This window comes from Roseomonas sp. CECT 9278, assembly GCF_918698155.1.
GTDB lineage: Bacteria > Pseudomonadota > Alphaproteobacteria > Acetobacterales > Acetobacteraceae > Neoroseomonas.
Genome location: NZ_CAKKLX010000055.1, coordinates 1 through 22,363, shown reverse-complemented (window position 1 = coordinate 22,363; position 22,363 = coordinate 1). Strand labels below are relative to the sequence as shown.

Below are 22,363 nucleotides of genomic sequence, written 5' to 3'. Positions count from 1 at the left end.
GTGCCCATGGCCCCGACCGACATGGCTGAATCGCCGCAGCGCCTGCTCGTGCGGCCGGGGCGCGACCTGCGGCTCGATATCCTGCGCGGCTGGCTGCAGGTGTCGATCTTCGGCGCCCATGCGGTGGGGTCGGCCTTCGGGGCCTATGGCATCCATGCGGCCTGGGGGTTGTCGGATGCCTCGGGGCAATTCCTGTTCCTCTCGGGCTTCGTGCTGGCATCGGTCTTCACGCTGAAGGCGCGGCGCGACGGGGCGGCCGCGGCGGCGCAGGACACCTGGCGCCGCGCCGGCCGCCTGTGGTGCAAGCACATGGCGCTGTTCCTGCTGTTCGGCGCCATGATCCTGTGGGCCGAGCGCGCCCTGCCGCTGCCCGGCGAGGGCGAGCGCCTGGCCTGGGGGTTGCTGGTGGCGCAGCCGTTCACCGCCCTGTGGGGGGCGGCGACGTTGCTGTACCTGCCCAACTACATCGACGTCCTGCCGGTCTTCATCCTGGCGATGCTGGCGCTGCCGGGGATGCTGTGGCTGGTGGCGCGCGCGGGGGCCTGGGCGCTGGCGCCTTCGGCCGTGCTGTGGGCCGGGGTGCAGGTCGGCGCCTGGCAGTATTGGGGGTGGCTGCCGGTCGGGCTGGATCCGCTGGCCTGGCAATTCGCCTTCATGCTGGGCGCCTGGTTCGGCCGGCGGGCGCTGCTCGAGGGCGCGGCGGTGCGGCGGCACGGCTGGGCCATCGTGCTGGCGGTGCTGGTCATCGCCCTGGGCTTCGTCCAGCGCGCGGCGGAGGGGTTCGGCGGCGGGCTCGATGTCGAGACCATCTGGATGCTGGCCGGCAAGACGCATCTGGGGCCGCTGGCGCTGCTGCATGGGCTGGCGATCGCCTACCTGGTCGCCGTGCTGGTCCCGCGCGAGGCCGGCTGGATGCGCCATGCGGTGCCGCAGGCCCTGGCGGCGGTCGGGCGGCACAGCCTGGATGTCTTCTGCATCGGGCTGTTCCTGTCCTGGATGGTGAGCGCCGGGCTGCGGATGCATCCCGGCCATGGGTGGCTCGACCCCCTGCTGACCCTGGCGGGCATCGGGATCCTGGTGGGCTTCGCGCTGGCGGTGGAGCGCCAGCGCCTGGCCCCGGCGGCGGCACGATGAGCGCGACCGTCCTGCCCCGAGGTTTCGCGCCTGGAACCGACGCGCGTAGAATGCGCGCGCGACAGCACGGGTGGTTCGTGGCGCGGGATTCGGATGCGGCGTGGGATGGCTGGCTGGCGGCGGCGCAGGGTGGCGATGCGCGCGCCTATGACCGGCTGCTGCGCGATTGCCTGCCCTTGCTGCGCGCCATCGCGCGCCGCCGCATCGCCGACCACGCCGAGGCCGAGGACGCGGTGCAGGACACGCTGCTGACCATCCACCGCATGCTGGCCGCCTACGACCCGGCCCGCCCGGCGCGGCCCTGGATCGCCGCCATCGCCGAGCGCCGCTGCATCGACCGGCTGCGCCGGCGCGGCCGCAGCACGGGCCGCGAGAACCCGATCGACGACCACGCCGAGACGCTGGCGGCGCCCGCCGGCGTGACCGGCGAGGACCGCGTGGCCAACCGCCAGCTGCGCGAGGCGGTCGCCGAACTGCCCGAGAGCCAGCGCACCGCGCTGCGCCTGGCAAAGCTCGAGGACCTGCCGCTGGCCGATGCCGCGGCGCGCTCAGGCCTGTCGGTCGGGGCGCTGAAGGTCGCCACCCACCGTGCCCTCAAGACCCTGCGCCGCAAGTTCGGCGTGGAGGACCGCTGATGAACACCGATGACCTGATCGGCCGACTGGCCGCTGACCTGCGCCCGGTGAAGCCGCTGGCGCCGCCGCTGCTGCGCGCCGCCGCCTGGATCGGCCTGGCGCTGCTGGTGGTGGCGGCCTGCACGGTCGCCTTCGGCCCGCGGCACGACCTGATGGACCGGCTGTCCCGCCCGCACGAGATCGGCCAGCTGGGCTTCGCGATCGCCACCGGGGTGCTGGCGGCGATCGCCGCCTTCGAGCTCTCGCTGCCCGACCGGTCGGCGCGCTGGGTGCTGCTGCCGCTGCCGGCGGCGGTGGGATGGGTGGGCAGCCTGGGCATGGGGTGCCTTGCGGATGTCGCGCGGGAGGGTCCGCAGGCACTGGTGCTCGGCACCTCCTGGGCCTGCCTGCGCTTCATCGTGCTGATGGGCGTGCCGCTGTCGCTGGCGCTGGTGTGGATGCTGCGCCATGCCGGCCCGATCCGGCCGATGCCGGTGGCGGCGCTGGGCGGGCTGGCGGGGGCGGCGATCTCGGCGGCCGGGCCGTCGGTGTTCCACCACCTCGATGCCGCGGCGATGGTGCTGGCGTGGCACGGCGGCAGCACGCTGCTGGTGGTGCTGGCCTTCCTGGGCATCGGACGCATCTGGGGCGATCGCGCAGGGGCGCGCTTCACCGCGGCTTAAGCCGGCGCGTGCAGGATGGATGCATCCGTTCCCCTGGAGGGTTCATGCGCGCGTTCCTCAACCTGTCCGTCGGACTGAAGCTGGCCGCCTCCGGCCTGGTGGCCGTGCTGATGCTCGGTGGCGTTGTCGCGACGGTCTATGTCACCGGCAAGGACCTCGAGGCGGCGATCGATCGGCAGGCCCATATCCTGGCCAGCGGCACCCTGCTGGACAATGCCATCGCGACGGCCCGCGACACGCCGCTGCACGCCCAGGCGTTGCGCGCGGCGAACGCGCCCGCCGAGGCCGAGACGGCGCGCGCCGCCGCGCAGGCCGCGCTCGAATCCGCCGCCGCCACGGTGCGCCAGGCCGCCACCGAGGTGGGCGACCCGGCCGCGGCGGAACTGCTTGGCGGCATCGCCGAGCGCGCCGGCGCCTATGCGGCCGTGATCTCGGAGCAGGCGCGGCTGCGCCTGGCCATCCTGTCGGCGCGCGACGAGGGCTTCCTGCAACGCGCCGGCGAATACGACCAGGGCTTCGAGGGCGCCAATGCGGCGATCGAATTCGACCTGTCGGGCGCGCAGCAGGATGATGTCCGCACGCGCTTCATCGCCTTCCACCAGGGCGTGAACGACATGCGCGCCTCGGCATTGCGCTACCTCGCGACCGGGGACGAGCGGCAGGCGCAGCGCACGCGGCGCGCCGCGGCGCAGGCGCGCGTGCACATGCGCGGGGCGATCTCCGCCGCGCAGGGGGTCGAGCGCGTGCGCGAGGAAATGGAGCGCATCGCCCGCATCGCCGAGCAATCGAGCGAGAGCGCGGTGGCGGCGATCGAGGCGGTGGCCGCGCTGACCCGCTACAGCGAAGGCCCGGCGCGCGAGGCGCGCGACGCCTTCGCGGCGGCGGTGGCGGCCGCCAATGCCCGCCTTTCCGAGCTCAACGCAACCACGGCGCAGGCGGTCACCGCCTCGGTCACGCAGCAGGAACGCATCGTGCTGCTGGCGGCCGGCGCCATCGTGCTGGTGCTGCTGCTGTCGGCCTGGGCGATGACGCGCAGCATCGGCGCGCCGCTGCGCCGCCTGGCCGGCGCGATCGGCGAGATCGCCGCCGGGCGCGCGTCGATCACCGTGCCCGACCGCGGCCGCGGCGACGAGATCGGCCGCATCGCGGAGGCGGTCGAGGGCCTGCGCGGCAACGTGGCCGAGGCCTTCGCCCGCAGCCAGATGATCGAGCAGATGCCGATCGGCGTGCTGGTCGCCGACCCGAAGGACGAATTCCGCATCAACTACGCGAACGCGGTGTCGATGGACCTGATGCGCGCCCTCGAGCAGCACATGCCCGTCAAGGCCGATGAGATGATGGGGCAGAGCATCGACATCTTCCACAAGGCGCCCGGGCGCATCCGGACCATGCTGTCGGATGCCTCGAACCTGCCGCACAAGGCGCGCGTGAAGCTCGGGCCGGAGACGCTGGAGCTGAACGTGACGGCGCTGCGCGACTCCGCCGGGACCTATACCGGGGCGATGCTGGGCTGGTACCGGGTGACCGAGCAGGTGCGCCTGGCCGACACCTTCGAGGCCGATATCGGCGCGGTGGTGAATTCCGTCGCGGCCGCGGCGGCGCAGATGCAGAGCTCCGCCCGCAGCCTGACCGAGGCCGCCGCCGAGAGCGGGCGCGAGGCGATGGCGGTGAGCGAGGCCGGCACGCAGGCGAATGCGGATGTCCAGGCGGTGGCCGCGGCGGCCGAGGAAATGGCCGCGTCGGTCGAGGAGATCACCCGCCGCGTGGCCGAAGCCGCCGATGTGGCGCGCCGCGCGGTGGCCGAGGCCAAGGCCACCGATTCCACCGTGCGCGGGCTGGCGGAAGCGGCATCGCGCATCGGCGACGTGGTGCGCCTGATCGGCGAGATCGCCGGGCAGACCAACCTGCTGGCGCTCAATGCCACCATCGAGGCGGCGCGCGCCGGGGAGGCCGGAAAGGGCTTCGCGGTGGTCGCGTCCGAGGTGAAGAACCTGGCCGGCCAGACCGCCAAGGCGACCGAGGAGATCGGCCGCCAGATCGCCGAGATGCAGGGTGCGACCACCCAGGCGGTGGACGCCATCCGCGCCATCGGCAGCACCGTGGACCGCACCAGCGACATCGCCACGGCCATCGCCGCCGCGGTCGAGGAACAGGGCGCGACCACGCGCGAGATCGCGCGGTCCGCCGCGCAGGTGGCGCAGGCCACCGAGACGGTGGCGCGCCGGATCGAGGGGATCCGCGCGGCCTCGGACAGCACGGGCAGTTCGGCCGGCGCGGTGCTGGAGGCTTCCGGCGCCTTGTCCGGGGATGCCGATACGCTGCGCACGCGGGCGGACAACTTCCTGCGCGCGGTGCGCGCGGCGTGACCGCGATGCCGCTTCGCGCCGCAACCGCGCGGGGCGGCGTCAGCCGGGCGGGGCGGCGCGGGCGAATTCGCGGTAGGTGAAGCCCCCATCCGCCGCCGCCTGCACCGCGACATCGAGCAGCGCGTGATGCGGCGACAGCGCGCAGGCCGGGTCGGTGGCGGCGGCATCGCCGGTCAGCGCGAAGGCCTGGCAGCGGCAGCCGCCCCAGTCGACCTCGCGCCGGTCGCAGGACCGGCAGGGCTCGGCCATCCAGGATGTGCCGCGGTAGCGGGCGAAGGCTTCGGAGCCCTCCCAGATGTCGCGCAGCGACATCGTCCGCACGTCCGGGAAGTCGAAGCCGGGCAGGCTTTCCGCCGCATGGCAGGGCAGCGCGCGACCGGCCGGCGAGACCGCCATGACCCGGCTGCCCCAGCCGCCCATGCAGGCTTTCGGGCGATGCGCGTGGTAGTCCGGCACGACGTAGTCGATGACCAGGCGCCCTTTCAGGGCGATGCGCGCGGCATCGACGGCGGCGGTCGCGGCATCGAGCTGCGCGCGCGTGGGCAGCAGCGCCGCGCGGTTGGCCAGCGCCCAGCCGTAATACTGCACATGCGCCACCTCCAGCCGCTGCGCGCCCAGCGCCAGCGCCAGGTCGACCAGTGCCGGCAGGCGATCCAGGTTCTGCCGATGCACCACGGCGTTCAGCGTCAGCGGCAGTCCGGCATCCGTGACATGGCGCGCGGCCGCCAGCTTGCGGGCATGGGCGCCGGCCATGCCGCCGATGCGCTCGGCGCCGGCGGCATCGGCGTCCTGCACCGATAGCTGCACATGATCGAGGCCTGCGGCGGCGAGTGCGGCGACGCGCGGCGCATCCAGCGTGACGCCGGCGGTGATCAGGTTGGTGTACAGCCCGGCCTGCGCCGCCGCCGCCACCAGTTCCACGATGTCGCGCCGTGCCGTGGGCTCGCCGCCCGACAGATGGAGTTGCAGCACGCCGAGCGCGGCGGCTTCGCCGAACACGCGCGCCCAGGTGGCGGTGTCGAGCTCGGCCGCGACGCGCGTGAGCTCGACCGGGTTCGAGCAATAGGGGCAGCGCAGCGGGCAGCGATGCGTCAGTTCCGCCAGCAGGCCGAGCGGGGGCGCGGTGGCGGTCACGCCACCACCACGCCGCGCGCACTGAGGTCCGCCAGCATCTCGGTGACGTCGGCCAGGATTTCGTCGCGCGGCGCGGCGAAGCGCGCGGCCAGGTCGTCGGCGATGGCACCGACGCTGCGCGCGCCATCGACCAGGCGCAGCACTTCCAGCGCGATCTCGTCCGGCACGAACATGCGTTCGGGGGCGAGCACGATCCAGCGGCCGCGCACCGTGTCCTCGCGCAGCTTCACGCCGCGGGCCAGGCGCGGAATGGCGGCCGCGTCGATCACGGGCGGAAGGCGCCGGGCGGCGGCAGGCCGGGTGAGACATAGGCGTGGTGCAGCGCATCGAGCTGCGCCCAGAGCAGGTCGCATTTGAAGCGCAGCGCGCCCAGCACCTGGTCCTGTTCGGCACGCGTGCGCGGGGTGCGCTTCACGTAGTCCAGCGCGAAGGCGACATCGACCGGCGCCTGGGTCAGGCGCGGAGTGAAGTACGCCAGGGTCTCCGCCGACACGAAATCGTAGTTCTTCATCATGCCGGCGACACGCTGGCTGATGATGTTGGGGGAGAACATCTCGGTCAGCGACGACGCGACGGCCTCCAGCAGCGAACGGTCGCGCACGAAGGCGACATAGGCATCGACCGCGTAGCGCGTGCCGGGCAGCAGGCCCTCCAGCGAGACGACGTAGTCGCGGTCCAGCCCCAGCCCATCGGTCAGCGCCAGCCAGCGTTCGATCCCGCCGGGGGCGACCCCGTCCCCGTCATGGTCCACCAGCCGGCGGCGCCATTCGCGGCGCAGTTCGGGGGTGGGCAGCCGCGCCACCAGCGTCGCGTCCTTCCTGGGGATGGAGGCCTGGTAGTAGTAGCGGTTCAGCGCCCAGGCCTGCACCTGCCCCTTGGTCAGCGCGCCGCCATGCAGCAGGCGGTGGAAGGGGTGGTGGATGTGGTAGCGCTCCTCGCCGATCGCGTTGAGGCGCGCTTCCAGCTCCTGGGCGCTCAGCAGGTCGGTCATGCGACGGTGATCTCCATCCCGTCCTCCGCGACCTCCCAGCCGGCGGCGGCGACCTGCGCGCGCTCGGGGCTGTCGGCCAGCAGCACGGGGTTGGTGTTGTTGATGTGGATGAAGACCTTCCGCCGCACCGGGATGTCGCGGAAGGCGGCGATGGTGCCGCCGGGCCCGTCGATCGACATGTGCCCCATGCGCTGGCCGGTCTTGGGGCCGGCGCCGGCGACGATCATTTCGTCATCGCGGAACAGCGTGCCGTCGAACAGCACCGTGTCGGCGCCGGCGATGCGCGCCGCGAGTGCCGGCGTCATGGCCGCGCAGCCGGGGATGAACAGCAGCGTGCCGCCGCCGGCGGACAGCGCCAGGCCGATGGTGGCGCCATCATCCGCGCGGCCGGGATCGGCGCCGGTTTCCTCGAACAGCGGCACCTTGCCGGGCACCGCGAAGGCATCGAGCGTGATGCCGAGCGGTTCGCCCGCCGCATCGGCCAGTTCGACGCGGCTGCCCAGCGGCAGAGGCCGCCGGGGCACCACCGCGCGGTCCAGCACGTTGAAGATGGGGTTGGCCGCCAGCGTGGCCAGCGCGGCGCCGCCGCCGTACAGCGCGAAGGCCTGGCGTTCGCGCAGCGTCAGCAGGCCGGCGATGGTGTCGACCTCGGCGCCGCTGAGCACGACGGCGGCGATCGGCGAATTGCGGATGGTGCCGGGGCGGGGATGCAGCGCCGGCGTGGCGGCGATCTGCGCGCGCAGGTCGGGCGATGCGTTCAACAGGGCCCAGCGCGCGCCGTCGGCACTGACCGCGAGCGCGGCCTGGCTGCGCGCCGGCGCCCAGGGGTCATGCGCGCGGGCGCGACGGCAGCCCGGACCGGCCGAGTTCCATTGCGGGAACCCGCCACCGGCCGCCGCGCCCAGCACGATCGCGCGCAGCGTCACATGACCTGTCCTGTCCGTGATCCCGGGGCGCTGCGCCCCGGGGCGTCAGGCCGTATCAGGCCTCGGCGCAGGCGTAGCAGTTGATTTCCATGGCGACGGACACTTCGGTCACGCGCGGCTTCTTCCAGGCCATGATGTCGATCCCTGTGCAGGCGCCGCGGTACTGCGGCAGCCCGGTGAAGGTCGTGCCGTGCGGCCCGGCGGTCAAGGGGCATCGACCCCCGCCACCCCGCCGCATTTCCGCCCGGCCCGAAAATGCGTTAGGCGGCGCGACGCGGTGGCGCTTCGGCCGCCCGCGGCGGGGATTCTGGTGGCATGGCAATGAAGGTCGCGGTCGTGGGCGCCACCGGGGCGGTGGGGCGGGAGATCATCAAGACCCTGGCCGAACGCGGCTTCCCGGTCACCGAGGTGGTGGCGCTGGCCTCCGGCCGGTCGGCCGGGCAGGAGATCTCCTTCGGCGACAAGACCGTGCTGAAGGTGCGCGACCTCGACCGCTATGACTTCGCGGGCACGGCGCTGGGGCTGTTCTCGCCGGGGGCGGCGGTGTCGGCGGTGCATGCGCCGCGGGCGGCGGCGGCCGGCTGCCTGGTGATCGACAATACCTCCCAGTTCCGCATGGAACCCGGCGTGCCGCTGGTGGTGCCGGAGGTGAACGGGCGCGTCCTCGCCGCACGCCCGAGGAAGGGGATCATCGCCAACCCGAATTGCTCGACCATCCAGATGGTGCTGGCGCTGAAGCCGCTGCACGACATCGCGAAGGTGAAACGCGTGGTGGTCGCGACCTACCAGTCGGTCTCCGGCGCGGGGAAGGAGGCGATGGACGAGCTGTGGTCGCAGACCCGCGGCGTGTTCGTGAACGATCCGCCGCTGGCCGAGCAATTCACCAAGCCCATCGCCTTCAACGTGATTCCGCATATCGACAGCTTCATGGATGACGGCGCCACGAAAGAGGAATGGAAGATGGCGGTCGAGACGCGCAAGATCCTCGACCCCGACATCCAGGTTGTCGCGACCTGCGTGCGCGTGCCGGTGATGATCGGCCATGGCGAGGCGGTGCATGTCGAATTCGAACGCCCGATCACCGACAAGCAGGCACGCGACGCGCTGCGCGAGGCGCCGGGCATCACCGTGATGGATAGCCGCGAGGATGGCGGCTACGCGACGCCCATCGAGATCGCCGGCGAGGACAGCGTCTTCGTCTCGCGCATCCGGCGCGACCCAACGGTGCCGCATGGGCTGGCCTTCTGGTGCGTGGGCGACAATCTGCGCAAGGGCGCGGCGCTGAACGCGGTGCAGATCGCCGAGGTGGCGCTGCGGAACGGCATCATCGAGGCCGCCTAGACGGCCAGGCCAGCACCAGCCCGCCCGCCGCAATCAGCCCGCACCCTGCGATCGCCCAGACCCCCGGCAGCCGCGCGAACAACACCGCATCCAGCCCCAGCGCGAACACGATGCGCGAATAATGCCAGGGTGCGAGGCCCGACACCTCCGCCCGCCGCACCGCGCCGGCGATGCACAGCAGCGCCGCCGTCTGCACCGCCGCATACAGCACCACCAGCGCCACATCCGCGACCGCGGGCGCGCGCCACAGCCAGGGCATCGCGGGGGCCAGCAGCACCACGCCGGCCAGCGCGCCCTGCAGCGTTGCGTCCCATTCATTCGCCGCGCCGCGGATGCGCCGCGTCATCACCTGGTACAGCGCATAGGTCAGCGCGCCACACACCGGCACCGCGGCCGCCCAGCTGAACAACTCGCCGCCCGGGCGCACCACCACCAGCATGCCGGCGAAGCCGAGCGCGATCGCCACCCAGCGGCGCGGCGTGACCTTCTCGTGCAGCACCAGCGCGCCCAGCACCACCAGGATGATCGGCGCGGTAAAGCCGAGCGCCGAGGCCTCCGTCACCGGCACCAGCGAATAGCCGAGCACCGCGATGGTGGTGGAGAAGATCAGCATGGCGGCGGCCAGGCGCTGGTCCAGCGCGCGCTGCGGCGCGACCAGGCGGCGCACCGCCCCGGCCGGTTCGGCCGCCCGCGTCAGCCACAGCCCCCAGCCCGCCAGCACCAGCACGGACCGCAGGAAGGTGATCTGCACCGGGTCCAGCGCATCGGTCAGGATCTTCGCGATGGCGTAGCCCAGCGTGTAGAGGAACCCCGCCGCCAGCGTCAGCAGGACAGCCAGGTTCATCGGTGGTCCGGATAATCGCGCCCGGGCCGCGCCCGGTACGCCGGCAGCGACCAGCCGGTCAGGATGGCGGCCGCGCGCGCCCCGAAGGCGACCAGCCCGCCGGCCGAGATCGCCGGCACGCGGCCCACCGCGGCCTCGTGCAGCAGCACGAACACCAGCGCGCCGAGCGCGGCGGCGCTGGCGTAGATCTCGCGGCGCAGGATGAGCGGCACCTCGGCGGTCGCGATGTCGCGCAGCAGCCCGCCGAAGGTCGCGGTGATGGTGCCCATCAGTACCGCCACCCAGGGCGAGGCACCGGCGCGCAGCGCGGCCTCCGCCCCCAGCACGGCGAACAGGCCGAGCCCCACGGCATCGGCCCACAACAACACCACGAAGCGGCGTTCCACCAGGTGCGCCGTGAAGAACACCGCCACCGCCAGCCCGGCCGCCAGCCCCACCATCCCCGGCACCGCCAGCCAGAAGACCGGCGCCCCCAGGATCAGGTCGCGCACCGTCCCGCCGCCGAAGGCGCAGAGGCAGGCGATCAGGATGAAGCCCACCGGGTCGAGCTGCTTGCGCGAGGCGCTGAGCGCCCCTGCGATCGCGAGCACGGCGACCGCCGCCCAGGTCAAGGCGTCCAGCAGTTCGTCGAATGTGCTCATGGCCGGCGGCGCCGGAGCCGGCCAGGGGCGGCGGAGCGGGCAGGCGCGGGGCGTGCGGCCATGGGCGCATGGTGACGCGATCCATCGCGCGATGCTTCGCGCGATGCCGAAGCGCCGGGGGTCATTCGGCAGGCGCCGCGGTCATCCTCCGGCTGCGTGCCTGCGCCTGCGCCGATCCGGCACACAGCAGCGACGCCGCCAGCAGCCCCGCCACCACCGGCAGCACCAGCTGCGGGTAGCCCATGTCGATGATGTAGCCGAGCGGCACCGGCGTGATCGCCCCGCCCAGCGGCAAGCCCGAGGAGACGAAGCCGAACACCTTGCCGATCTGGCCCGGCGGCGCGGCATCCTTCAGCATCACGTCGCGCGGCGTGCGCGATGCGCCCAGCGCCAGCCCGCCGACCAGCCCGACCACCGGCAGCAGCAGCTCGGGCACCGGCAGCAGGCCGAGCGCGAGGATCATCGCGATCGCGACACCGGTCAGCACCACCACGAAGCCGATCAGGTTCTGCTTGCCGCGGTCGACCACCCAGCCGCCCACCAGCGTGCCGGCGGTCGCGCCCACCATGTAGCCGGTCAGCACCATCGAGGCGACCGCGACCGGCGTGCCCCACAGCTTGCCCAGCACCGTGATGACGAAGGCCTGGATGCCCGACCCGGCCATCGACGACAGCATGAAGAAGCCGAAGAACAGCAGGATGGGGCGCGACAGCAGGATCTCGCGCCCCGAGGGTTCATCGCCGGTCCTCGCGGGCTTCGCCTGGTCGCGCAGGATGCGCGACTGCACCAGGATGGCGACGACGACCGGCACGCCGAGCAGCCCGACCAGCAGCAAGGCGCCGCGCCAGCCCATGGCAGCCGCCAGCAGCGCCACCACCGGCGGCGCCAGCGCGAAGCCGAGATTGCCGGTGAAGGTGTGCAGCGCGAAGGCGCGCCCCATGCGGTTCTTGTCGATGCTGCCCGCCAGGATGGCGTAGTCCGCCGGGTGGATCACGCTGTTGCCCACGCCCGACAGGATCGCCAGCAGCCAGATCGCCCAGATGCCCGGCGCGAAGGCCATGGCCGAGACCGACAGCGCCATCAGCAGCGTGCCGCCCACCAGGAAGGGGCGCGCGCCGTGGCGGTCCACCATGAACCCCACCGGGGTCTGGAGCAGCGCCGTTGTGCCCGACATCAGCGCGACCGCCAGGCCGAGCTCCGCGAAGGTCACGCCGAATTCGTCGCGCCACAGCAGGAACAGCGGCGGCAGGGTCAGCACGTAGAAATGCGACAGGAAGTGCCCGGTGCCGATCAGGGCGATGATGCGGTTGTCCTGGCCGGTCGGGGCGGGGGCGGCGGTGCTCATCTCGGCACTCATGTGAAATGCGCCGCAACGCTGGGCGCGGCGTGCTGTTCCGTCAACGTCGCCCCTGCGCCGATACCACCCGGCGGCACATGGCGCCCATGACCAGGGCGCGCACCATGGCACTGGCGTTGCCGGGCGGGGGCATGGCCCTCACGCCCCCCCCCCCGGCGGCCGGTGCCGTGCGCACAGGCCACCGGCGACGGGACCGGCCGTCTCCGCCACCACGCCCCCCGGGCTGGTGGCGCAGGCCGTGGCCAGCAGGCTGTCCTGCCATCCATCGCCAGCCATCACGGCCGCCGCCGCGCGCGCGACCTGCGCCGGCGCGACGCATGGCCCACGCCGATTTGACGCTGTGCCGCGCCGCACCATACAAAGGCGCCCGATCAAGGCCGACAGCCCCCGGTACGGGGACGGGGCACACGGCCGCCTGGAGTTCGGACCCATGTCCAAGACCATCGATACGCGGGAGGCCGTGATGGTCGGCCGCCGTTCGGACGGCACGCTCGTGCGCCGCCCGCTGTCGCCGCACCTGCAGGCCTATGACATGCTGCAGATGACCAGCGCGCTGTCCATCACCCATCGCATCACCGGCGTCGTCTGGTCGGTCGGGATGGTCTTCCTGGTGTGGTGGCTGGCCTCGGCCGCCGGCGGCGAGGCGTCCTTCAACGGCGCGCAATGGTTCTTCGGGTCGTTCTTCGGGATCCTCGGCCTGCTGGGGCTGACCGCGGTGGCCTGGTACCACACGCTGAACGGGCTGCGGCACCTGTACTGGGACAGCGGGCGCGGCTTCGACCTGCCGACCACCTATCTGACCGGCCGGGCGGTGCTGATCGGCACCGCGGCGCTGACCGCGCTGACCTGGCTCGTCATGCTCATCACCTGGATCTGACGCCGATGGCCGCGCCGACAATCCGTTCGCTCCGCTCTCCGCTCGGCCGCGTGCGCGGCCTGGGGGCTGCCAAGGGGGGGACGCATCACTGGTGGATGATGCGCGTCACCTCGATCGCGCTGCTGCCGCTGACGCTGTGGCTGGTGTTTTCCCTGGCGCGGATGCCGGATGCGACCTGGCAGCAGGCGACCGCCTGGATCGGCCGGCCGTTCAACGCCGTGCTGCTGCTGGCCTTCCTGGCGGCCGCCTTCCACCACACCGCCTATGGCCTGCAGGAAGTGGTCGAGGACTACGTGCGCGGCGAGATGACGAAGCTCGGCGCGCTGCTGGCGGTGAAGGGCCTGTGCGCCGTGCTGTGGCTGACGGCGACGCTGGCGGTGCTGCGGATCGCGGTGTGAACCCTGGCAAGATGCCTGGGCAGCCCCAAGTGGCGTGACGACGCAATGGACGCGGCCCCACGGGCATTTCCCCGCCGGGCGCAACGGATGAGACGGGTGCGATGAACGCGATCAGCAAGCCTTCCAGCGGCGCCTACCGCATCGTGGACCACACCTACGACGTGGTGGTGGTCGGCGCCGGCGGCGCGGGTCTGCGGGCCACCTTCGGCATGGGCGCGGCGGGGCTCAAGACCGCCTGCATCACCAAGGTGTTCCCCACGCGCAGCCATACCGTGGCGGCGCAGGGCGGCGTGGGTGCGGCGCTCGGCAACATGGGCGAGGATGACTGGCGCTGGCACATGTACGACACCGTGAAGGGGTCGGACTGGCTGGGCGACCAGGACGCCATCGAATACATGTGCCGCGAGGCAGTGCCCGCGATCATCGAGCTCGAGCACTACGGCGTGCCGTTCTCCCGCACCGAGGATGGGCGCATCTACCAGCGCCCCTTCGGCGGCCACATGACGCATTACGGCAAGGAACCCGCCATGCGGGCCTGCGCGGCGGCCGACCGCACCGGCCACGCCATCCTGCACACGCTGTACCAGCAGTCGCTGAAGCATAACTGCGAGTTCTTCGTGGAGTATTTCGCCCTCGACCTCATCATGGATGATGAGGGCGTGTGCCGCGGCGTCATGGCCTGGAACCTGGAAGACGGGTCCATGCACCGCTTCCGCGCGCAGACCGTGGTGCTGGCGACCGGCGGCTATGGCCGCGCGTATTTCTCCTGCACCTCGGCCCATACCTGCACGGGCGATGGCGGCGGGATGGTGCTGCGCGCCGGGCTGCCGTTGCAGGACAATGAATTCGTCCAGTTCCACCCGACCGGCATCTACGGATCGGGCTGCCTGGTGACGGAAGGGGCGCGCGGCGAAGGCGGCTACCTCACCAATTCCGAGGGCGAGCGCTTCATGGAACGCTACGCGCCGACGGCGAAGGACCTGGCGTCGCGCGACGTGGTCTCCCGCGCCATGTCGATGGAAATCCGCGAAGGGCGCGGCGTGGGTCCTCACAAGGACCACATTCACCTGCACCTCGAGCACCTCGGCGCCGACATCCTGCACGAACGGCTTCCCGGCATTTCCGAGACGGCGAAGATCTTCGCCGGCGTGGACGTGACGAAGGAACCCATCCCGATGTTGCCGACCGTCCACTACAACATGGGCGGCATCCCCACGAACATCCATTGCGAAGTGCTGGCCGCGACCGGCACCGACCAGGACAAGACCGTCCGCGGCCTGATGGCGGTGGGCGAGGCCGCCTGCGTGTCCGTGCACGGCGCGAACCGCCTCGGCACCAATTCGCTGCTGGACCTGGTGGTGTTCGGCCGTGCCGCGGCGCATCGCGCGGCCGAGACGATCCGCCCCGGTGCCTCGCAGCCGCCGCTGCCGCCCAAGGCGGGCGAGGCCTCGCTGGACCGCTTCGACCGCGTGCGCAATGCGAAGGGCAGCACCAGCGTGTCGGAGTTGCGCCTGACCATGCAGCGCGCCATGCAGACCCATGCCGCCGTGTTCCGCACCACCGAGCTGCTGCGCGAGGGTGTCGAGAAGATGGACAAGGTCGCCGCCGGCTATTCCGACATCAAGATCGCCGACCGCTCGCTGATCTGGAACTCGGACCTGGTCGAGGCGCTGGAGCTCGACAACCTGATCGGCAATGCGCTGACCACCATCCACGGCGCCGATGCCCGCCACGAAAGCCGCGGCGCGCATTCGCACGAGGATCATCCGGACCGCGACGACCAGAACTGGATGAAGCACACGCTGGCGCGCGTCGATGACAATTACGCGGTGAAGCTCGATTACCGCGACGTGAAGATGCGGACGCTGACCAACGAAGTGCAGGTCTTCCCCCCGAAGCCGCGCGTGTACTGACGTATGTCGATTCACCGCACCAATCATCGACCACTGGCGCGCAGCGTTCGAATTAAGGTTCGTCCGAATGATGGCACCCGTAAGTCGGGCAACATTTTGGCGTCAGCGCTTCGCGGATTAGCATTTGCGTTTTTTCAGACCAAGGTGGTTGAGGGCGCGACCACAGACGCTCTTATGCACAAGGATGGGCATATACTTCGCTTCAAGGACACCAAATCCGCAGAAGCATTCATCAATGCCGCTGAAGCGTTCTTCACTGAAGATTTCCTAGATCAAGTCGACATCTGGCAGCGCTTTAAAAGGCGTGCCCTGGAAGAGAGCTGAACAGCCCATGGCCACCTTCACGCTTCCGAAGAACTCCACCGTCGGCGAAGGCCGGACCCATGCCGCGCCCGCCGGCGCGAAGAACGTGCGGTCCTTCAAGATCTACCGCTGGGACCCCGATGGCGGCGCCAACCCGCGCACCGACACCTATGACATCGACCTCGACCAGTGCGGGCCGATGGTCCTGGACGCGCTGATCAAGATCAAGAACGAGGTCGACAGCACCCTCACCTTCCGCCGCTCCTGCCGCGAGGGCATCTGCGGCTCCTGCTCGATGAACATCGACGGGCTGAACACGCTGGCCTGCCTCAAGCCGATCGAGGAGGTGAAGGGCGATGTCCGCATCTCCCCGCTGCCGCACATGCCGGTGGTGAAGGACCTGGTGCCCGACCTCAGCCAGATCTACGCGCAGCTTCGCAGCGTCGAGCCGTGGCTCAAGGCCGACACGCCGCCGCCGCCCGATGGCGAGCGCCTGCAATCCAAGGAAGAACGCGCCAAGCTCGATGGGCTGTGGGAATGCATCCTGTGCTTCTGCTGCTCGACCGCCTGCCCGTCCTATTGGTGGAACGGCGACCGCTACCTGGGTCCGGCCGTGCTGCTCCAGGCCTATCGCTGGATCGCCGATAGCCGCGACGAAGCGACCGGCGAACGCCTCGATGCGCTGGAAGATCCGTTCAAGCTCTATCGCTGCCACACCATCATGAACTGCACCCGGACCTGCCCGAAGGGGCTGAACCCGGCGCAGGCGATCGGCGAAATCAAGAAGCTGATGGTGGAGCGCCAGGGCTGACCGTCGCCGTCCCGCGGTGACCCACCACGCACCGCCCGACGACCACGCCGCCATCGCCGCGCTGGTGGCGCGCCATGCCCCCGCGGCGCGGCGCTTCCTCGCGTGGCGCGCCGCCGAGGAACTGCCCGCGCTGCTGGCCGCCGCGCGACGCGGCCACCCGGATTGGGTGATCGGGCTCGAACCGGACGAGGCGCAGATCGCCGTCGCGCTCGCCACGCTGCCGCCCGACCCCTGCCTGCACCTGCGTGGCCACCCGGCGATCGAACCGCCGGCGCCGGGCTTCGCCCATCCGATCGTCCGGCGCTGGTTCCAGGGGCTGCAGCCGGACGTCGTGCTGCTCGGCCCCGCCGCCGGGGCGATCGGCATCAGCGCCGCGGCGCGCGTCCTGCCGCAGGACGGGCTGCTGCTCGCGCCGCCCGCCACCGCCGAGGACGCCGCGGCGCGCGACGCCGCCTTCGTGGACGTCGACCGCAGCGCCGGCCTGGTCGCGCTGCGCCCACGCCGCGCCGCGCCGCCGCCGCCGCGCCGTCCGCCCGGGCGCTGCGCCATCGTGGTCACCGTGGTGGGCCGGCAGACCGAGGCGGAATGGGAGATCACCGGCCCCTCCGTGCGCGCCTATGCCACGTCCATCGATGCCGAGCTGGTGGTGGCGCGCGAGGGCGCCGGCCTGCCCGGCCCGGTGCTGAAGTCCCGCGCCGTGCCGCTGGCCGAGGCCTTCGACCGCATCGTCATGATGGACGCCGACATCCTGGTGCGGCCCCACGCGCCCGACCTGTTCGCCGTGGTCCCGCCCGCGGCGGTCGGCGCCTATCCCGAGGCGCGGCACTTCCCGCGCGCCGAGATCGCGCGCGAGGCCGCGGCGCTGCACGGCATCGCGCCCTTCCCGCCCGAGGACTACTTCAACGCCGGGCTGCTGGTGCTCTCGCGCGCGCATCTCGGCGTGCTGCGCGCGCTGGGCGGCGGGCTGGTCGGCGGCTTCATCCCGGAACAGGACACGGTCAACGCGGCGATGCACCGGCTCGGCCTGGTGCTGCACCGGCTCGACCCCGAGTTCAACCTGATCGCCACCGGGCGGCACCTGGCCGATTGGCGCTGCGGCTGGATGCTGCACACCGCCGGCGCCCCCAAGCCGGCCTTCCGGCGCCGGCTGCTGGGCTGGCGGCGGGAGGCGATCCCCGATGGCGCGGTCTGGACGCGCCAGCCGCTCAGCGGGCGCAGCCTGCGCCTGCCGCAGATGGCGGCGCAGGCGGCCCGGATCGCCGGGCAGGAGGCCCGCGCGCTCGACCCCGACGAGATGGACATCGCCCCCCCCGGCGCCTTCGCCCGGCTGATGCCCGAGGGGCTGGCGGCGATCTGGATCGAACCCGGCGGCGCCGATGCCTGGCCGGCGACCGGCACCTTCCGCGACCTGGCGCCCGGGCGCTGGCGGCTGGTGGCGATCCCGGTGCCCGGACAGCCGCTGGCGGACTGCGCCTTCGCCGCGCGCCTGCCGGGCGCAGCGCCGCCGTTGGCCGAGGGGCGTCTCGCGGCCGAAATCGTGCTCGACCTGCCAGGCGGCGCGGCCGCTCTGGACCTCGCGCTGGGCGGGCCGGGCACCGGCGGCGCGGTGGCAGGGCTGCTGTTGCTGCGCGACCCCGCCATGCCCATCGGGGACTGCCAAGCCCCGCGATCTGTGCCAGCATCCGCCTGAAGGCCAGCCGCGACACGCGGTAAGGCAGGCAACGGGAGTTCTGGTCCGATGGCGCGCCGCGCATTCCACCATTCGATCCTGTCCGGCGCAGCGGTACTCGCCCTGGCGTTCGCGGCACCCGCCGGCGCGCAAACCCTGACGCTCGGCTCGGCCGCGCCGGTCACCACCATCGACCCGCATTTCCACAATGTCGGGCCGAACAACGCGCTTGGCATGCACATCTTCGACCGGCTGGTGGAGCGCGACGGGCGTGCCCGCCCGCGGCCCTCGCTGGCGGAATCCTGGCGCGTGGTGTCGGACACGGTCTGGGAGTTCAAGCTGCGCCAGGGCGTGACCTGGCATGACGGGCGTCCCTTCACGGCCGACGACGTGGTCTTCACCTTCTCCCGGGTGCCGAACGTGGCGAACAGCCCGGGCGGCTTCCAGGGCTTCCTGCGCGCCATCCAGCGCGTCGAGGTGGTGGACCCGCACACCATCCGCCTGCATACCCGCGCGCCGCATCCGCTGATGCCGCTCGACCTGGCGTCGGTGTCGATCATCTCGCGCCACGCCGCCGAGGGTGCGGCCACCGAGGATTTCAACACCGGCCGCGCCGCCGTCGGCACCGGGCCGTATCGGCTGGTGTCGTACCGCTCGGGCGACCGTATCGAACTGACTCGCAACGACGGCTATTTCGGCGGGGCGGAGCCCTGGGCGCGCGTGTCCTACCGCATCGTCAACAATGATGCCGCGCGCACGGCGGCGCTGCTGGCCGGCGACCTCGACCTGATCGAGCAGGTGCCGACCTCCGACCTCGCGCGGCTGCGCCGCGACAACCGCGTGACGGTCACCGAGATCCCGTCGCTGCGCACCGTCTACATGGCGCCGGACTATACACGGGACGGCGGCACGCCGCTGATCACCGACAATGCCGGCCAGCCGCTGCCCGCCAACCCCTTCAAGGACGTGCGGGTGCGCCGTGCGCTGTCGATGGCGATCAACCGCCAGGGCCTGGTGGACCAGGTGATGGAAGGGGCCGCCACCGCCACCGCGCAATGGCTGCCCGAAGGCGCCTTCGGCTACAATCCGCGCGTGCGCCCGCGCGCCTACGACCCCGACGGCGCGCGGCGCCTGCTGGCCGAGGCCGGCTACCCCAGCGGCTTCCGCCTGACGGTCCATACGCCGAACGACCGCTGGCCGAACGATGCGCGCCTCACCCAGGCGATCGCGCAGATGTGGACGCGCATCGGCGTGCGCGTGACAGTGGACGCCGCCCCCTGGACGGCCTTCGTGCCGCGCCGCGCGCGCATCGAATACGCCATGCAGATGGCCGCCTGGGGGTCCTCGACCGGCGAGGGCTCGAACTTCCTGGTCAATACCATCGCCACCAACAACCGGCAGCTGCTGACCGGGGCGAACAACAATGCGCGCTTCTCCTCGCCCGCCTTCGACGCGCTGGTGGCGCGCGGGTCCGCCACGCTGGACGACGAACGGCGCGAGGCGACCTGGCAGGAGGCGGTGGAGCTGTTCGCCCAGGAAGAACCCGTCATCCAGCTGGTGCAATACATCAACACCTGGGCGGTGCGGCGCGGCCTGACGCACGACCCGCGCATGGACGAGCGCACCATCGCGATGGGCGTGCGCCCGGCGCGCTGAACCCGGCGCCGGCGGCTATTCCAGCAGCCGGTAGCCCATGGTGTGGCATTGCCCGACGCCACATTGCACCACCACCGAGACAAGATTGACGGCGCACAGCGCCAGCACGTAGCCACCCAGCAGCCGCGCCGCCCACACCAGCGGCGGCGCGGCACCCGGCGCGACATCGCCGCCCAGCACGGCCATCTTCACCGCGAAGGCCAGCAGCAGCGCCACCGCGATCAGCACCGACCAGACCGGCATGTGCAGCCCCAGCACCGCGCTGCCCACATAGGCATGGCCGGGCCGCGGCGCGATGTCGAGCAGCGTCTGCCGCACCGCGACGACCAGCAGCAGCACGCCAAAGGCCTGCGCGATCCCGATGCTGCGGTCGGATGCGCCGTCGCGGAAATGGCGCAGGATGCCGAAGCACACGCCGAACATCGCCGCGCGCTGCAGCAGGCACAGCGGGCAGGGCACTTCGCCGAAGGCGTATTGCAGCACCATGGCCGCGCTGAGGATGGCCGCGAGCACCCCCAGCACCAGCAGCAGGAAGGCATCGTTGAGCGTGGCCGCCAGCCGGCTGGGCGCGGTGCCGGGCACGGTTCAGCCCACCACCGCGGCGGCGACGTCGCGCGCGGATTGCAGCCAGGGCATGCGGAAGCCGTCCTCGGGGCTGTAGATCTCGAACAGGAACAGCCCGACCGACAGCGCGAAGCCGATGGCCAGCGCCATGAGCGCCGGCGCCGGGCGCCCGACCCTGTCGAGCAGCAGTGCCAGCAGCAGGGCCATGAAGACCGCGACCATCATGCGAGCTTGCCTCCCTGGCGCGCCGTGCCGCGTGGCGACGCACCCATGCGCGGCGCGGCGCCTTGCCGATGCCGCCTCGGTCGCCGGTCCGCGACCCGCACGCTACAGGAACCCCACCGGATCGACATCCACCTGCACCCGGACATTGCCCGGCACGCTGACCTTCGCGAGCCACGCCTCCAGCAGCGGCTGCACCGCGATGTCGCGCCGCGTCTTCAGCAGCAGCCTGCGGCGGTGCCGCCCGCGCAGGATCGCCAGCGGCGCGGGGGCGGGCCCCAGCACCTGCACACCATCGCCACCCGGCGCCGCCAGCCCCAGGTCGCGCGCCACGCGATCCGCCGCGCGTTCCTCCTCGGCGCTCACGATCAACGCCGCCAGGCGCCCGAAGGGCGGCCAATGGCCGGGGCGACGCGCCTCGGCCTCCGCCGCCATGAAGCTGTCGAGGTCGCCGGCGACCAGTGCGAGCATCACCGGATGCTCGGGCGCGAAGGATTGCAGCAGCACGCGGCCGGGGCGGTCCTCGCGGCCCGCGCGGCCGGCCACCTGGTGCAGAAGCTGGAAGGTGCGTTCCGCCGCGCGCAGGTCACCGCCCGCCAGGCCGAGGTCGGCATCGACCACGCCGACCAGCGTCAAATGCGGGAAGTGCCAGCCCTTGGCGACGATCTGCGTGCCGATCACCAAATCCACCGCGCGGTCCTGGATGGATTTCGCCGCCGCCGCGGCCGCCGCCGGGCCGGGGATGGTGTCGGACGCCATGACCAGCCGCCGCGCCTCGGGCCACAGCGCGGTGGCTTCCTCCAGGACACGCTCGACGCCCGGGCCGATCGGCACGGTGGAATGGGCGGTGCCGCATTCCGGGCAGGCTTCCGGGATACCCTCCACATGGCCGCAATGGTGGCACTGCAGGCGGCGCGCGGCGCGGTGTTCGACCAGCCAGGCGGTGCAGTTGGGGCAGCGCAGCCGGTGCCCGCAGGTGCGGCACAGCGTCATGGGCGCGTAGCCCCGGCGATTGAGGAACAGCATCGCCTGCTCCCCGCGCGCCAGCGTGGCGGTGACGGCCTCGACCAGCGGCGGGCTGATGAAGCGCCCGCGTTCCGGTGGGTCGCGGCGCAGGTCCACCAGCGCGACCGTGGGCATCGCCGCCCCGCCATGCCGCGCCGGCAGGTCCAGCGCGGCGTAGCGGCCGGTCTGCGCGTTGACCGTCGATTCCAATGACGGCGTGGCACTGACGAGCACGCAGGTGGCCTCGCTGAGCCGGGCGCGCACCACCGCCATGTCGCGGGCGTGATAGACCACGCCTTCCTCCTGCTTGAAGGCGGTCTCGTGTTCCTCATCGACCACGATCAGGCCGAGGTCGGGGAAGGGCAGGAACAGCGCCGATCGTGCGCCGACCAGGACCGGGGCCTCGCCCTCGGCCACGGCGCGCCAGGTCTCGCGCCGGATGCGCGAGGTCAGTTCGGAATGCCACAGCGCCGGGGCGGCGCCGAAGCGCGCGGCGAAGCGGTCGAGCCATTGGGTGGACAGCGCGATCTCGGGCAGCAGCACCAGCGCCTGGCGGCCCTGTGCGACGCAGGCGGCGATGGCTTCGAAATATACCTCGGTCTTGCCGGAGCCGGTCACGCCGGTCAGCAGCGTCACGCCGAAGCCGCGCGCGCCGGCGGCCGCCCGCAGCGCCGCCGCAGCGCGGTCCTGTTCCGCCCCCAGGATCGGCCCGGGGCGGTCGGTATCGGGCGCCGCGAAGCGCGCGGGGTGCGCCAGCAGGGCGGGTTCGACCAGCCCGGCATCGGCCATGCCGCGCAGCACGGCGGGGGCAACCCCGGCCTGCCGCGCCACCTCGCCGCCCGCGCGCGCCGCGCCGTCGGCCAGCAGGTCCAGCACCTGGCCCTTATCCCCCTCTGCCGCCGCCCAACATATGC

The 22,363-nt window shown here is 72.2% G+C and carries 23 protein-coding genes; 12 read left to right on the top strand and 11 right to left on the bottom strand.

All coding sequences use genetic code 11. The features are described 5' to 3' along the window. Positions 1 to 6: 6 nt before the first annotated feature. From LQ222_RS23060 to LQ222_RS23045, 4 genes are all read left to right on the top strand, one after another. Complete coding sequence (locus LQ222_RS23060; protein ID WP_230169219.1) at positions 7 to 1,134, top strand: OpgC family protein; 1,128 nt, start codon at positions 7 to 9, stop codon at positions 1,132 to 1,134. A 77-nt stretch (positions 1,135 to 1,211) separates the two neighbouring features. Then, positions 1,212 to 1,769, top strand: a complete 558-nt coding sequence (locus LQ222_RS23055) for a sigma-70 family RNA polymerase sigma factor (protein WP_230169218.1) — start codon at positions 1,212 to 1,214, stop codon at positions 1,767 to 1,769. Beyond that, positions 1,769 to 2,431, top strand: coding sequence for an NrsF family protein (locus LQ222_RS23050; protein ID WP_230169217.1), 663 nt, complete (start codon positions 1,769 to 1,771; stop codon positions 2,429 to 2,431). Before LQ222_RS23055 ends, LQ222_RS23050 begins: the two co-directional genes overlap by 1 nt. A 44-nt stretch (positions 2,432 to 2,475) precedes the next feature. Beyond that, on the top strand, positions 2,476 to 4,797 hold the full coding sequence (locus LQ222_RS23045) for a methyl-accepting chemotaxis protein (RefSeq protein ID WP_230169216.1): 2,322 nt from the start codon (positions 2,476 to 2,478) through the stop codon (positions 4,795 to 4,797). A 39-nt stretch (positions 4,798 to 4,836) separates the two neighbouring features. Here LQ222_RS23045 and pqqE read toward each other — a convergent pair whose 3' ends face one another. From pqqE to pqqA, 5 genes are all read right to left on the bottom strand, one after another. Next, positions 4,837 to 5,931, bottom strand: coding sequence for a pyrroloquinoline quinone biosynthesis protein PqqE (gene pqqE / locus LQ222_RS23040; protein WP_230169215.1), 1,095 nt, complete (start codon positions 5,929 to 5,931; stop codon positions 4,837 to 4,839). Beyond that, entirely contained in the window at positions 5,928 to 6,200 is a 273-nt protein-coding gene (gene pqqD, locus LQ222_RS23035) for a pyrroloquinoline quinone biosynthesis peptide chaperone PqqD (RefSeq protein ID WP_230169214.1), read from the bottom strand. The genes pqqE and pqqD overlap by 4 nt, the downstream gene beginning before the upstream one ends. Continuing rightward, positions 6,197 to 6,922 (bottom strand): pyrroloquinoline-quinone synthase PqqC, encoded by a 726-nt coding sequence (gene pqqC / locus LQ222_RS23030; RefSeq protein ID WP_230169213.1) that lies wholly within the window; start codon positions 6,920 to 6,922, stop codon positions 6,197 to 6,199. Before pqqC ends, pqqD begins: the two co-directional genes overlap by 4 nt. After that, positions 6,919 to 7,842, bottom strand: coding sequence for a pyrroloquinoline quinone biosynthesis protein PqqB (pqqB, locus tag LQ222_RS23025; protein WP_230169229.1), 924 nt, complete (start codon positions 7,840 to 7,842; stop codon positions 6,919 to 6,921). The genes pqqC and pqqB overlap by 4 nt, the downstream gene beginning before the upstream one ends. Positions 7,843 to 7,903: 61 nt before the next feature. Continuing rightward, positions 7,904 to 8,056: a pyrroloquinoline quinone precursor peptide PqqA gene (gene pqqA / locus LQ222_RS23020; protein ID WP_230169212.1), complete on the bottom strand. Its 153-nt coding sequence runs from the start codon at positions 8,054 to 8,056 to the stop codon at positions 7,904 to 7,906. Between the two features lie 107 nt (positions 8,057 to 8,163). Between pqqA and LQ222_RS23015 the strand changes: the two genes are divergently transcribed. Continuing rightward, positions 8,164 to 9,189, top strand: coding sequence for an aspartate-semialdehyde dehydrogenase (locus LQ222_RS23015; protein ID WP_230169211.1), 1,026 nt, complete (start codon positions 8,164 to 8,166; stop codon positions 9,187 to 9,189). On the opposite strand, the gene LQ222_RS23010 is transcribed toward LQ222_RS23015, so the two are convergent. The 3 genes from LQ222_RS23010 to LQ222_RS22995 form a co-directional block, all read right to left on the bottom strand. Further along, entirely contained in the window at positions 9,173 to 10,033 is an 861-nt protein-coding gene (locus LQ222_RS23010) for a DMT family transporter (protein ID WP_230169228.1), read from the bottom strand. The two genes, LQ222_RS23015 and LQ222_RS23010, sit on opposite strands and share 17 nt — an antisense overlap. Then, a complete protein-coding gene (locus LQ222_RS26320; protein ID WP_305800038.1) occupies positions 10,030 to 10,674 on the bottom strand; it encodes a trimeric intracellular cation channel family protein in 645 nt (214 codons plus the stop codon). Before LQ222_RS26320 ends, LQ222_RS23010 begins: the two co-directional genes overlap by 4 nt. A gap of 121 nt (positions 10,675 to 10,795) precedes the next feature. Continuing rightward, positions 10,796 to 12,019 carry an MFS transporter gene (locus LQ222_RS22995; protein ID WP_230169210.1) on the bottom strand — a complete coding sequence of 408 codons (1,224 nt, stop codon included), beginning with the start codon at positions 12,017 to 12,019 and terminating at the stop codon, positions 10,796 to 10,798. A gap of 442 nt (positions 12,020 to 12,461) precedes the next feature. Here LQ222_RS22995 and sdhC point away from each other — a divergent pair, with 442 nt between their 5' ends. The 7 genes from sdhC to LQ222_RS22960 all read left to right on the top strand — a co-directional run bounded on the left by sdhC (position 12,462) and on the right by LQ222_RS22960 (position 19,658). After that, the gene (gene sdhC, locus LQ222_RS22990) at positions 12,462 to 12,908 is read left to right on the top strand and encodes a succinate dehydrogenase, cytochrome b556 subunit (RefSeq protein WP_230169209.1); all 447 of its coding nucleotides are present in this window, start codon (positions 12,462 to 12,464) and stop codon (positions 12,906 to 12,908) included. Between the two features lie 5 nt (positions 12,909 to 12,913). Next, on the top strand, positions 12,914 to 13,306 hold the full coding sequence (gene sdhD, locus LQ222_RS22985) for a succinate dehydrogenase, hydrophobic membrane anchor protein (RefSeq protein ID WP_230169208.1): 393 nt from the start codon (positions 12,914 to 12,916) through the stop codon (positions 13,304 to 13,306). Between the two features lie 101 nt (positions 13,307 to 13,407). Then, entirely contained in the window at positions 13,408 to 15,219 is a 1,812-nt protein-coding gene (gene sdhA, locus LQ222_RS22980; RefSeq protein WP_230169207.1) for a succinate dehydrogenase flavoprotein subunit, read from the top strand. A gap of 3 nt (positions 15,220 to 15,222) precedes the next feature. Further along, complete coding sequence (locus LQ222_RS22975; RefSeq protein WP_230169206.1) at positions 15,223 to 15,543, top strand: hypothetical protein; 321 nt, start codon at positions 15,223 to 15,225, stop codon at positions 15,541 to 15,543. Between the two features lie 7 nt (positions 15,544 to 15,550). Then, complete coding sequence (locus LQ222_RS22970) at positions 15,551 to 16,333, top strand: succinate dehydrogenase iron-sulfur subunit (protein ID WP_230169205.1); 783 nt, start codon at positions 15,551 to 15,553, stop codon at positions 16,331 to 16,333. Between the two features lie 16 nt (positions 16,334 to 16,349). Next, entirely contained in the window at positions 16,350 to 18,023 is a 1,674-nt protein-coding gene (locus tag LQ222_RS22965; RefSeq protein WP_230169204.1) for a hypothetical protein, read from the top strand. A gap of 48 nt (positions 18,024 to 18,071) precedes the next feature. Beyond that, positions 18,072 to 19,658: an ABC transporter substrate-binding protein gene (locus LQ222_RS22960; RefSeq protein WP_230169203.1), complete on the top strand. Its 1,587-nt coding sequence runs from the start codon at positions 18,072 to 18,074 to the stop codon at positions 19,656 to 19,658. A gap of 15 nt (positions 19,659 to 19,673) precedes the next feature. On the opposite strand, the gene LQ222_RS22955 is transcribed toward LQ222_RS22960, so the two are convergent. The 3 genes from LQ222_RS22955 to LQ222_RS22945 all read right to left on the bottom strand — a co-directional run. Continuing rightward, positions 19,674 to 20,240 carry a disulfide bond formation protein B gene (locus LQ222_RS22955; RefSeq protein ID WP_230169202.1) on the bottom strand — a complete coding sequence of 189 codons (567 nt, stop codon included), beginning with the start codon at positions 20,238 to 20,240 and terminating at the stop codon, positions 19,674 to 19,676. 3 nt (positions 20,241 to 20,243) lie between these two features. After that, positions 20,244 to 20,447, bottom strand: coding sequence for a hypothetical protein (locus LQ222_RS22950; RefSeq protein WP_230169201.1), 204 nt, complete (start codon positions 20,445 to 20,447; stop codon positions 20,244 to 20,246). A 102-nt stretch (positions 20,448 to 20,549) separates the two neighbouring features. Further along, positions 20,550 to 22,363, bottom strand: a 1,814-nt coding sequence (locus LQ222_RS22945; protein ID WP_230169200.1) for a primosomal protein N', incomplete at its 5' end; no start/stop codon positions are given.